General features: G+C 72.8%; 11 protein-coding genes and 2 pseudogenes. 3 read left to right on the top strand and 10 right to left on the bottom strand.

From position 1 onward, the window contains the following. Positions 1-88: 88 nt before the first annotated feature. The 5 genes and pseudogenes from NEH16_RS06745 to NEH16_RS06760 all read right to left on the bottom strand — a co-directional run bounded on the left by NEH16_RS06745 (position 89) and on the right by NEH16_RS06760 (position 4,056). Positions 89-1,339 (bottom strand): glutamate synthase-related protein, encoded by a 1,251-nt coding sequence (locus NEH16_RS06745; protein ID WP_265540093.1) that lies wholly within the window; start codon positions 1,337-1,339, stop codon positions 89-91. Beyond that, the gene (locus NEH16_RS33630) at positions 1,336-1,770 is read right to left on the bottom strand and encodes an amino acid--tRNA ligase-related protein (protein WP_343299530.1); all 435 of its coding nucleotides are present in this window, start codon (positions 1,768-1,770) and stop codon (positions 1,336-1,338) included. The genes NEH16_RS06745 and NEH16_RS33630 overlap by 4 nt, the downstream gene beginning before the upstream one ends. Before the next feature lie 158 nt (positions 1,771-1,928). Then, positions 1,929-2,330, bottom strand: a pseudogene (locus tag NEH16_RS33635) (amino acid--tRNA ligase-related protein); the annotation flags it as partial. Beyond that, a complete protein-coding gene (locus NEH16_RS06755) occupies positions 2,327-3,613 on the bottom strand; it encodes a methylaspartate mutase (RefSeq protein WP_265540095.1) in 1,287 nt (428 codons plus the stop codon). The gene NEH16_RS06755 and the pseudogene NEH16_RS33635, both read right to left, overlap by 4 nt. Beyond that, a complete protein-coding gene (locus NEH16_RS06760) occupies positions 3,610-4,056 on the bottom strand; it encodes a cobalamin B12-binding domain-containing protein (protein WP_073967703.1) in 447 nt (148 codons plus the stop codon). Before NEH16_RS06760 ends, NEH16_RS06755 begins: the two co-directional genes overlap by 4 nt. 228 nt (positions 4,057-4,284) lie before the next feature. On the opposite strand from NEH16_RS06760, the gene NEH16_RS06765 reads away from it, so the two are divergent. Next, on the top strand, positions 4,285-4,572 hold the full coding sequence (locus NEH16_RS06765) for a hypothetical protein (protein ID WP_073967622.1): 288 nt from the start codon (positions 4,285-4,287) through the stop codon (positions 4,570-4,572). 38 nt (positions 4,573-4,610) lie between these two features. Further along, the gene (locus NEH16_RS06770) at positions 4,611-4,823 is read left to right on the top strand and encodes an MbtH family protein (protein WP_073967621.1); all 213 of its coding nucleotides are present in this window, start codon (positions 4,611-4,613) and stop codon (positions 4,821-4,823) included. A 63-nt stretch (positions 4,824-4,886) separates the two neighbouring features. On the opposite strand, the gene NEH16_RS06775 is transcribed toward NEH16_RS06770, so the two are convergent. From NEH16_RS06775 to NEH16_RS33835, 3 genes and pseudogenes are all read right to left on the bottom strand, one after another. Further along, on the bottom strand, positions 4,887-5,804 hold the full coding sequence (locus tag NEH16_RS06775; protein WP_073967620.1) for an ornithine carbamoyltransferase: 918 nt from the start codon (positions 5,802-5,804) through the stop codon (positions 4,887-4,889). 34 nt (positions 5,805-5,838) lie between these two features. Further along, positions 5,839-6,357, bottom strand: coding sequence for a hypothetical protein (locus NEH16_RS06780; protein WP_265540098.1), 519 nt, complete (start codon positions 6,355-6,357; stop codon positions 5,839-5,841). 619 nt (positions 6,358-6,976) lie between these two features. Continuing rightward, positions 6,977-7,477, bottom strand: a pseudogene (locus NEH16_RS33835) (helix-turn-helix domain-containing protein); the annotation flags it as partial. Here NEH16_RS33835 and NEH16_RS06785 point away from each other — a divergent pair. Further along, positions 7,431-10,406, top strand: a complete 2,976-nt coding sequence (locus NEH16_RS06785) for an AfsR/SARP family transcriptional regulator (protein ID WP_265540100.1) — start codon at positions 7,431-7,433, stop codon at positions 10,404-10,406. The pseudogene NEH16_RS33835 and the gene NEH16_RS06785 overlap by 47 nt on opposite strands. A gap of 93 nt (positions 10,407-10,499) precedes the next feature. Here NEH16_RS06785 and NEH16_RS06790 read toward each other — a convergent pair whose 3' ends face one another. Together NEH16_RS06790 and NEH16_RS06795 are read right to left on the bottom strand one after the other, a co-directional pair. Beyond that, the gene (locus tag NEH16_RS06790) at positions 10,500-10,895 is read right to left on the bottom strand and encodes a hypothetical protein (RefSeq protein ID WP_265540102.1); all 396 of its coding nucleotides are present in this window, start codon (positions 10,893-10,895) and stop codon (positions 10,500-10,502) included. A 167-nt stretch (positions 10,896-11,062) separates the two neighbouring features. Beyond that, positions 11,063-11,347 (bottom strand): hypothetical protein, encoded by a 285-nt coding sequence (locus tag NEH16_RS06795; protein ID WP_265540104.1) that lies wholly within the window; start codon positions 11,345-11,347, stop codon positions 11,063-11,065. Positions 11,348-11,435 lie beyond the last annotated feature (88 nt).

The raw sequence follows: 11,435 nt of genomic DNA on the forward strand, positions 1-11,435 counted from the left end.
GAGACCGGCGGGAGCCACGGGACGGGCGGAACGGGGGTGCTGGTGGGCCCGGACGCGTCCGGGCGTACTGCGGGGCGTGCCTCGCGGGTCAGGGGGCCGGCAGCAGGACGTCCTCGGCGTCCAGCGCGTCCACCCGGTATTTGCCGACGGCGCTGATCAGCAGCCGCATCTCCAGGGCGATGCTCTCCACGAGCCGGACGAGCCCGTCGTCCGGGTCCTCGTCGACCGCGAGGAGCGCGGCCCGGCCGAGGCCCACCGCATGGGCGCCGAGCGCGAGGGCCTTCACGGCCCGGGTGCCCTCCCACATGCGCCCGCTGGCCAGCAGGCAGTTGCCGGTGCGGCCGATCCGGGCCAGGCACTCGCCGAGCGGGAGCCCGACCCGGGCGAGGAAGCCGCTGGGGGCCCAGGCCGTGCCGCCCTCCGCGCCGTCGACGGTGACGGAGTCCGCCCCCGCCGCCCACGCGGTGGCCGCGGCGTGCGCCACGTCACGGCCGGGGTGGAGCTTCACCCACACCCGGGCCCGGGGGAAGTTGTTGCGCATCAGCCGGATCTGCTGGCGCAGGATCTCCTCGGTGAACGTGCCGGGGCTGCTGATCCTCAGCACCCGGTCCCCGGTGCCGAACACCTCGTCGGTGGCGTACTGCCCGGCCACCCGCCCGGCGGCCTCGCGCCCCAGGACGGTCAGGCCGCCGAGGCCGGGCTTCGCGCCCTGGCCCACCTTCAGCTCGAAGGCGAGCCGGCCGGAGGACAGCAGGGGCTCGGTCACCGGGTCGCTGTAGACCTGGTTCCACACCTCGGCGTCGGCGTCCTCGGTGGACTGCTGTACGACGACCCCGCCGAGCGCGTCGTTGCCGTGCGCGGCGGCTTCGGCGTAGGCGGCGATGCGGCCGAGCAGCGGCGAGACCGCGTCCTCGGCGGCGGCGCGGTAGCCGTTGACGGGGACGACGTTCTCGCCGACGACCATCGGGATGCCGAGCCGTCCGGCCTGCCGGCCCGCGGCCTCGCCGAGGTCGCGGCTGGCGACCTGGGTGGAGCCGAACGCCGACACGTACAGCGGCAGCGGCGCGGCGAACCCGCCGATCGCGGCGTCGAGTTCGACGTCCGTGTAGAGCGGTTCGCGGGCCAGCTCGATGAGCTTCTTCAGCCGCTCCGGCATGAAGACCGGCGGCACGATCCGGGCCCGCTCCAGCAGGTCCTCGGGGTCCTGCCCGGCCGGGACGGAGCCGAGGAGACCGCTGCCGTAGCCCTCCAGGGCGGGGAACGCGGCGGCGGCGCCGGTCCTGGCCCGGTGCCGTACCTGCTCCTCGGGGAAGCCGGCGGCGCTCAGGTGCGCGCTCATGCCGACACCACTCCCGGGACCTTCGGGTAGGCGCTGGCCTCCCAGACCGCAGTGCGTCCGGTGACGTAGCGGGTGAAGCGCTCGAGACCGATGCCGAAGCCGGAGCTGGCGGGGATGCCGCGCCGGGCCAGGTCCAGGTACCAGCCGTACTTCGCGGGGTTCTCGCCGGTCTCCCGCATCCGGGTGACCAGGGCCGCGTAGTCGTGCTCGCGCTCGCTGCCGCTGGCCAGCTCGCCGTAGCCCTCGGGCGCGATCAGGTCGAAGTTGCGCAGCACGCCGGGGTCGGCGGGGTCCTCGCGGTCGTAGAAGCCGCGTGAGCCCTTGGGATAGTCGACGACGAAGAACGGCCTGCTGCTCTTCGCGGAGATGATCTCCTCGCCCTGCCAGTCGATCTCCGCGCCGGGGTCCTGCGGGTGGCCGAGGGCCTGCAGGTCGGCGGTCGCCTCGCGGTGCGTGGTCCGGGCGAAGGCCCCCGGACGACCTCGCGGAAGGCGTCGGCGTCCCGGCCCAGCAGCTCCAGGTCGCCCGGCTGCTCCCGGACCACCTCGGCCACGACGTGTGCCACCAGTTCCTCGGCGGTCTCCATCGCGTCCTCGCGGCGGGCGTCACGTATCTCCACGTCGATCTGGTGGAACTCGGCGAGGTGGCGGTGGGTGACGGCCGTCTCCAGAGGTTCGAGGCGGACGTTCGGCGCGATGTAGAAGATCTTGTCGAAGGCCAGCAGCGACGCCTGCTTGTAGAGGATCGCGCTGGTCATCAGCTTGTACTTGTGGCCGTAGAAGTCGACGTCGACCTGCTTGGAACCGCGGATGCCGGGGTCGGTGACCGGGCCGACCACCGGCGGCAGCAGCTCCTGGAAGCCGCGTGCGGTCAGGAAGGCGCGGGTCGCGGCCAGCATGCGGGACTGGACCCGCAGGGTGGCCCGGGTGGCCTCCCGCGTCAGGTGCTGGTCGGGCGAGGTCGGGAACGCGGGGGTACTGGTGCTGGTCATGCTGCTGCCTCCTGGGTGTGTGGGGTGTCGTGGCGGCGCTGTACGAACGAGAGCGCGTCGTACAGGCCCGCCGCCGTCAGGCGTCGTCCGCGCCGGGAGACGCCGCCGATGGGCATCGCGCCGATCTCCGACCACACCAGGCGGCCCTCGCGGTCGATGGCGCTCCTGCTCCGGCCGGCGTTGTCGGGGTGCAGGCAGTACGGGACGTCGAGCACACCGCGCGCGAACGCCTTCAGCAGGGCCCGGCCGGGGTCCCGGTCGAGTTCGAGCACCGCGTCCACCAGGGCGCGGGCCTCCGTGTACACGGGGTTGCCGGTGTCCTCGGCGGGCCGTGCGGTGCCGCCGGGCCGGGCGCGGTGGCGGGCCGCCGCGAGGGAGGCGGTCCGCAGGGCCTCGACGTTCTCGGCGACGGTCGGGATGCGGTGCGACTCCGCCGTCGTCTTCACGATGAGCCGGGCGGCGCCGGTCTCGACGGCCAGTTCGGCCGAGCGCTCCAGGAGGTCCAGGGCACCGCGCCGGGTGCTGGGGAACAGGCCCATGTAGGTGTAGAGGACGACGTGCCAGTCGGTGTCGGGCAGGAGTTCGCCGGCCAGCCGGCGCAGCGCGCGCACCGCGTCCCGGTCCTGTGCGGGGCTGGTCTGCTGGGCGTAGCTGAGGGAGATGCTGCGCAGGCCGGCGGCGTGGAAGAACAGCGCCTCCAGTGCGGAGATCGCCACGAGCAGCCCCGGGGGGCAGAGCTGGCCGAGCATGCAGCCGCCGAACGTCTCCAGGTGCGGTTCCGCGCCGGATGCCCGCAGCCCGGCCAGCGCCTCGCAGCTCTCGCGCCAGTTGCGTACCGAGTCCAGCAGCGGGACCCGGCCGTAGGGCAGGCAGTACGACACCGGGCCGCCCTCGGTGGCGTCCAGGCCGAGCCGGGTCAGCGCGGCGACGATCCGCCGGGGGCGCGCCGAGCCGTGCCTGACCTGCACGGGGAAGCCGGCGCTCGGTCCGCCGTCCAGCACCCACGCCGCGGTGTGCGGGCTGTAGGAGCTGATCGGGAATCCGTTGAGCGGCACCCCGTCGCGCAGGGCCCGTACGGCGGACGGCTCGTCGCCGACGCGGGTGTAGCTGTCGATGGTGAGGGTGCCGACGACCGCGTCGGCGGCGGCCCGGGTGGCCCGCAGTCCCGCGCGCATCCGGACGGGGTCCGAGAACCCCATCCGCGGCTGCACCACCAGCGTGCCGCGGGCCTGGGCGGCGGCGACGAAACGCCCGAAGGACGGCGCGGGCGCCCCGGAGTTCACGGCGTCACCGCCATCGAGCCGACGTAGGAGGAGAATGCCTCCAGGTCGCCGCCGTCCTCGAAGACCGCGTCGTAGCCGGCCCGTACGAGTTCGCCGGACCGCTGCCGGTCCGGGCCGCCGACGCCGAGCTTGCCGCCGATGACGGCCCGCATCCCCGCCAGTTCCCAACGCGACCTGATCGCCTCGATCAGCGGCCCGGCGTCGTGGTGGCCGTGTCCGTTGACGCTGCTGACGACCAGCAGGTCGGGTTCGAACTTGCAGCAGGATTCCACTATTTCGTCCTGGGGAACACACGGACCCAGATTGACGACCTTGTGCCCGAGGTCTTCGAGCAGCAACTGGATGAATACGAGATTCCAGGTGTGCGCGTCGGACGGCAGCCCGGTAACGACGACGTCCAGCGGCCCGGATCGGGGGCGATCCGCCCATTCCACAGGCTTCATGTTCGTTTCGTCCACATCATGGGATGACAGGGAAGAAAGGAGTTCCGCCGGCACCGGATGGGTCCCGGGGATTCCCTTCGGACATCACCGTAGATTCGGTCCGGCCGCGGTTCCGGCGCCCCCGGCGGCAACCAGCGGGCAGCACGGCAGCAGTTGGGGCGCGGAGGCCGCCGGGGGCTCGCCGACTCCCGATACTGACGGCACGACATCCGAGTGAGGAGCGAGGACATGACCGAGACGCTGGAGGACGTACTGGACCGCGCCCGGGTCGGCATCGACCGCAGCGAGGCGCTGGGCGAGGCACAGGTGGCGGTGCTGGAGGCCGCGTCGATTCTCGTACGGGCGGGCCGGCCGGGTCCTGCCGGGAGTGCCGCCGAGCGGGCGGAGCTGCTGCGCGAGGCGCTGGCTTCCGTGCGGGCGGCCACCGTCGCGACCGGCATCGCGGTCGTCGCACACCGTCCGGGTGCCGCCCAACTGCCCGGCGGGCTGCCCGCGTCCGTGCCCGCCGGGATCTAACGTCTTTTCCACTAACCGACTTCGCAGAGGTGGTCATCATGACGACGAATCCGTTCGAGGACTCCGAGGGCCGTTATGTCGTGCTGGTCAACGACGAGGGACAGCACTCCCTCTGGCCCGCGCGTATCGAGCGGCCGGCCGGCTGGAACACGGTGAAGGAAGAAAGCGGAAAGCAGGAATGCATGGACTTCATCGAGGCCAACTGGACGGATATGCGGCCGCGTTCGGTCGTCGCCGCGCTGACGGGCTGAGTCCGGGAAAAAGGGGCCGGCCGGACTGGAGGAATCCAGTCCGGCCGGCCCCTTTTCGCGCGCTCAGCCGGTCACGCACCACTCCAGGACCGACATCGCCGCCGTCATCTTGTGGTGTGCCTGCCGCCAGGCCACACTGCGCGGGCCGTCCAGCACCTCGTCGGTGACCTCCTGGCCGCGCACCGCGGGCAGGTCGTGCAGGAACACCGTGTCCGGTCCGCCGAACCGGTCGAGGAAGGCGTCGTCGATGCGGAAGCCCTCGAACGCGGTCAGCCAGTCCGGGTCGGCCTTCGGCACGCCCATGGTCTGCCAGCGGCTGGTGTAGATCGCGTCGGCCGGTCCCTCGACCTCGTCCAGGCTGGTCACCTGGGTGACCGAGGCGCGTCCGCCCGCCAGTTCGTCGGCCAGGTCCAGCTTGTCCTTGGGGACCTCGTAACCGCTCGGGCACAGCAGCGTCAGCCGCAGGCCGGGCGTGAGGGCGGTGGCGAGGGCCAGGGCGGCGCCCGAGCTGTTGCCCTCGCCGACGGCGAGCAGGTGCAGCCCGTCCAGCGAGCCGAACCGCTCGGTGAGCGTCGCGAGGTCGGCGACGGCCTGGGTGGGGTGCTCGTCCAGGCTCAGCGCGTTGACGACCGCGAGGTCCGGGCTGCTGCCGAGGCGGCGGATCTCCTCGACGTCCCCGTTGGTGCGCACGACCAGGGCGTCCAGGTACTGGCCGAGCACCCGTGCGGTGTCCTCGACGGTCTCGCCGGTGGAGAGCTGGAGCTCGTCGGGGCCGAAGGTGACGACGTCGGCGCCGAGCCGGGTGGCCCCGCTCCAGAAGGAGGTGCGGGTGCGGGTGGAGGACTTGCGGAAGAAGACGCCGACCTGCTTCCCGGCGAGCGAGCGCCGGTCGACGCCCTCCTGCCCGAAGAACGCGGCGCGCCGCACGATCCGGTGCAGTTCGGCCGGGGTGAGGTCGGCGAGGGAGATGAGGTTGCGCATGGGGGTGCCTTTCGACGGGGTGGTGGAAGGGGTTTCAGCTCGCGGCGGCGGTCAGTGCCGGGGAGGGCCGACGGGACGCCGCCAGCGCGCGGATCAGGTTCAGGACGGTGAAGCCGACGGGGCCGTCCGGCTCCGGGGTGTGCTGCCGGATGAGCCCGCGCAGCAGGAGGCCGTGCACGTCGCGCGCGGTGTCGGCGAGCGGTCTGCCGGCCGCGCGCGCCGCCGCGTCCACCGTCCACGGCTCGGGCAGCCCGGCCAGGACGGTCAGCAGCTCGGCCGCCTCGGGCTCCAGTTCGTCCAGCGCGGCGCCCAGCGTCGCGCCGAGTCCGCCCTCCGGACGCTCCGACGCCGGCACCACACCGTCGACCAGCGTCAGCGGTGCCGTGCGCGCCGTTCCCAGGAGCTGGTCGGGCGAGTACAGCAGCAGCCAGGAGGCAGCGGCCTCCAACGCCTGCGGAATGCCGTCCATGTGGTGGCAGATGCCGGCGACGGAGGCGACGACCGCGTCGGTGAGCAGCAGGTCGGGCCGCATGTGGCTGACGTACGACAGCATCAGCTCGACCCCGGGCCGCCCCGCGGTGAGGGAGTCGCCCGGCTGCGCGGGTCCGGCCGGGCCCGGGCGGGCGCCGGCAGCGGGGCCAGCGGGAGCAGCCGCCCGGCCGGGGGCGGCTCGCGCGCCGGGCGGTGACGACGATTCTGAGCTGTTCGCAGGCGCTGAGCAGGCCCAGCACCGATGCCAGGGGCACCACGTCGTCGGCGCCGTCCAGCACGATCAGGGTGGGCTTCGCGCCGATGACCGCCGTCAGCTCCTCGAAGCGGTCGCCGTCGCGCACCAGCGTACGGACCCAGTCGGCCAGCGGGGCCTGCGGTCCCCGGACGACGGCGTCCGCCGACCCGTCCATGGGCACCCACACCACCGGCATCCGGTTCCGGGCGTGCAGCACCAGCGCGGCCTCCTGCGCCAGCCGGGACTTGCCGACCCCGGGCAGGCCGACGAGGGTCAGCAGCCGGTCGCGCCCGGTCTCCAGCCGCTCGACCAGCGCGTCCAGTTCGGCCCGGCGGCCGATCAGCGGGTGCAACGGGGGCGGCGGGGAGGCGAGTTCGGCACTGTAGAGGGACTGAAGGACCCGGCCGGCCGCGTGTGCGTCGGCGGCGAGCTCCAGCTCGACGCGGCGGGCGTCGCTCATCCGCAGGGCGTCGGCGAGCAGCCGGAGGGTGTCCTTGCGCGGGCTGCGTACCCGGCCCTGCTCCAGATCGCGGATGGCGCGCACACTCACGGTGGCCAGCCCGGCGAGCTGGACCTGGGTGAGTCCCGCCCGCCGCCGCGCGTTCTGCAGCAGCGCATCGAGGCCGGGTGCGGAATCGGAATTCATCGGTGTCTCCTTCGTCCTCGGCCCCGCCGGATGCCGGGCGGGTCCCCCGTAGCCGGCCGTGATGCCTGCCACGGGAAGAGACTGGAAGAGGTCGTTCCCGAACCATTCCCGGCGCAGTACCGCGCCCTTGCCCGGGAAGTTAAAATCACCTCCGCGCGTAGCTCGGACCACTCGGCAGTGACGAAACCCAGGGGGGAGGTCGTCGGTGACGGCGGCGCCAGGAGAACGACTTCGGTTCAATGTCCTCGGTCCCGTGGAGGGATGGTCGAATGGTGTCCGGCTGAAACTCGGCGGGGTCATTCAGGAACGAGTTCTGGCCACTTTGCTGCTCGACCCCGGCAAGGTGCTTCCGGTCACCCGGCTGGTGGAGGCGGCCTGGGACGAGGACCCGCCGGCCACGGCGTCCCACCAGGTCCGCAAGGCCGTTGCGGATCTGCGGAAACGTATCCCCGGCGGTGTGGACGTGCTGTTCACCGACGGGCCCGGCTATCGCCTGGAACTGGAGGAGGGCCAGAGCGATCTGGCCGAATTCGGAATGCTGGTCCAGGCGGCGAAAAGCGCCGCGGCCGGACAGCGGCTTTCCGAGGCGGCCGAAATCCTTCGCTCCGCGCTGATGCTCTGGCGCGGATCGGTCCTCTCGGGTACAGGGGGCCCGGTCATTGAGGCCGCGGCGACGACCATCGAGGAACGCCGGCTGGGGGTTTGGGAGGAGTACCTGGCCCTGCGCCTCTCCCTCGGCGAATCCGCCGAACTAATACCGGACCTGCGGGCACTGACGGCGCAGCACCCGTTGCGCGAGACCCTGCGGGGCCAGCTGATGCTGGCGCTGTACCGGTCCGGACGGCAGGCCGAGGCGCTGGAGGAGTACGGCAAGGTACGGGAACTGCTCGTCGAGGAACTCGGCGTCGACCCCGGCCCGCAGCTCGGCAAGCTCTACGAGGGCATTCTGCGCGAGAGCCCGGAACTGGGCGGCCCCGAGCCCGCCGCACCGCCACCGCCCGCCGCCGCGGCCCCACTCCCGGCCGAGCCGCCGTGCACCCTGCCCTACGACCTGGCGGACTTCACCGGCCGCGAGGTCGAGCTGGCCGAACTGATGCGCCGGGCGACCCACAAGGGCGAGCAGGGCCCGCGGATCGTGGCGCTCGACGGCATGGGCGGCAGCGGCAAGACCTCACTGGCCGTGCGGGCCGCCTACCGGCTCGTCGGCGAGTACCCGGACGGGCAGCTCCACATCGACCTGCGCGGTTACACCCCGGGCGACCAGCCGGTGTCCACCGGCACCGCGCTGGACGGCCTGCTCCGGGCGCTCGGCATCCCCGGGGACCGCATCCCCGACGACACGGCCGGGCGCACCGCGCTGTGGCGGGCCACGCTCGCCGGCAAGCGGCTGCTGATCCTGCTCGACAACGCGGCCGAGGCCGCCGGGGTCCGCCCGCTGCTGCCCACCGGCAGCGGCTGCCTGGTGATCCTCACCAGCCGCAGCAGGCTGATCGACCTGGACGGCGTGGACTGGATCTCGCTCGGAGTGATGTCGCCGCGCGAGAGCGCCGCGCTGGTGGCCGAGACCCTGGGCACGGAGCGGGTGGCCGCCGAGCCGGAGGCCGCCGCCGAGCTGGCCCGCCTCTGCGACCATCTGCCGCTCGCGCTGCGCATCGCGACCGCCCGGCTGCGCAACCGGCCGCGCTGGACGCTGCGTTACCTCGCGGAGCGGCTACGGGACGAGACGCGCCGGCTGGACGAGTTCAGCGCCGGGGCGCGCAGCGTCTCCGCCACCCTGCGCCTGTCGTACCAGGCCCTGGACGAGGAGAGCCGCACCGCGTTCCGCATCCTGTCGCTGCACCCGGGCGGCGACATCAACGTGCACGCGGCGGCGGCGCTGCTCGGCTGCGGCATCTGGGATGCCGAGGACGTCCTGGAGCGGCTGCTCGACGTACACCTGCTGCGCCAGCCGGACATCGGGCTGTACTCCTTCCACGACCTGGTGCGCAGCTTCGCACAGAGCCTGTTCGACGCCGACGACCCCAGTGGCGAGGAGGCGGTGGTCGCCGTGGAACGGCTGCTCTGCTACTACCTCACCGCGACCGAGGCGGCCTGTGACGTCCTCTACCCCGGCCGCCGCCACCGCCCCACCGGCATCGAGAAGTCCTCGGCGGACCTGCCCGACCTCGGTGACGCGGAGCTGGCGCAGACCTGGTTCACGCAGGAGCAGGACGCACTGCTGGCCGCGGTGAACCTGGCCGAGCGGCGGGGCCTGCACCGGTACGTCGTCTGCCTGAGCCGCAACCTCGTCTTCCAGCTCAACGCGCGTGGAAACCTGGAGGAGTTCGGGGCCGTGGGCCGGGCCTCGGTGGCGTCGGCGAAGCGGCTGGGCGACCTCGCGCTGCTGGGCGCCAGCCTGTCCAATCTGGGGGTCGCCTGCTGGCGGCTGGGCCGGTTCGAGGAAGGGCTGGAGGCGGCGCGGGAGGGCCTCGACGTCGCCGCCCGGATCGGGGACCGGCACACCGAGGCGCACAGCGAGGGCACCCTCGGCCAGTTCCACAGCCTGCTCGGCAACTTCCCCGAGGCGCTGACGCATCTGCAGCGGGCCATCTCCTACGAACGTGAACTGGGCGTCCCGCGCGCCGAGGCGGACAGCCTCACCCTGCTCAGCACGCTCTACGAGCAGTGGGGCCGGCACGAGGAGGCAAAGGCGGCGGCGTTGCGTGCGATAGAGCTCCAGACGGGGCTCGGCCAGTTCGAGAACCAGTTCACCGCCTTCACCGATCTCGCCTTCGCCTACGCCGGTCTGGGCCTGTGGGAGGACGCGGCCCTGAGTCTGGACCGGGCCCGCGCCCGCCTCGACGAGGGCGCCGACCCCGGGAACGTGGCGGTGACCCTGGCGCTGTCGGCCGACGTGGACGAGCACCTCGGACGGCCGGCGCGGGTGCCGGACCTGGCGGAGCAGGCGCTGGAGCTGGTGGCGTCGAACGCGTCGCCGCTGCGGCGCGCCAAGGTGGAGAACATCGTCGGGCGGCTTCGAAGACGGCAGGGCGAGCGGGTGGCCGCTCGCGAACTCCACTCCAATGCGCGGGAGCTGGCGGCGTCCATGAGTTACCGGATCGAGGAGGCGTACGCGCTGAGCGGTCTGGCGGACGCGGCGGGCGATGAGGCGGACATCGCCGGCCACCGGGCGGCGGCGGAGAAGCTGTTCGAACGGATGGGTGTCGCGCCGGACCGGCGCCGCCGCTGAGCCTCCGCTCGGCCGGATGCCGAAACGCCAGTGCCCCGTCCGGACTGACTCCGGGCGGGGCACTGGCGCGTCGTCGGGGCCGGGGGCGGCGGCTCAGACGGCGAGGACGGTCGGGTTCTGGTGGTCGTCGGGCGTGGCCGGGTCGGTCACGGTGGGGTTCTGGTTGTCGACCTGCACGACACCCGGGGTGACGACCGTCGGGTTCTGGTTGTCGACCTGCACGACCCGCGGCGTGGCCACGGTCGGGTTCTGGTTGTCGATCTGCACCACGCCCGGGGTGACGACCGTCGGGTTCTGGTTGTCGACCTGCACGACCCGCGGCGTGACGACCGTCGGGTTCTGGTTGTCGATCTGGACGACACCGGCCGGCGGGACCGTCGGGTTCTGGTTGTCGGCCCGGAAGCTGTCCGCCGTGACGGTGTGACCGCCGAGAGCGATGACCGGAGCGGCGACGAGCAGAGCGACGAACCCGATGACCTTGCGTCCCATTGCATACCCCTTGAGTGGTGTCTGTGTCGGCTTGCGGTGTTTTCCGCTTCCTGACACCACTGACTTTCCGGGGGACCGTTCCCCGCCCGGTCCCCGTGCGTTACCGCCCTGCGGGAACGCATAGGGAACGGCCCCGGGAACACCGGGGAACCGCCTCCGACCTGGGGTTATTCGTGCAAGCTGCAGGCCACCACCTTCGGTCCGGCGACGGTCAGTACCACCTGGGTGCGGGCCGGTCCCGCCTCGTGGCCGGCCAGATCGAGCAGCGAGCGCACCAATGAGCGCATGGCTGTCCGCTCCGCCTCCCCGGCGGGCGGCGGAACGATCCGGGACACGCTGTGCATCCCGTCGACCGTCTCCGTCTCCACGTCGAACGTGGGGCCTTCGGCGGGTGCGCCGACGGCGAACGACGGCGTGCCGCCGGTCGCGGCCAGCTCGGCCCAACGCTCCACGGACGACAAGTCCTGGAGCGCGTGGGCAAGTTCGGTCCCATCCGGCGATCGGTCCCGCGGAACTCTCACGGCAGCACTCCTTCTGCGG

It is taken from the genome of Streptomyces drozdowiczii, assembly GCF_026167665.1.
Lineage (GTDB): Bacteria > Actinomycetota > Actinomycetes > Streptomycetales > Streptomycetaceae > Streptomyces > Streptomyces drozdowiczii_A.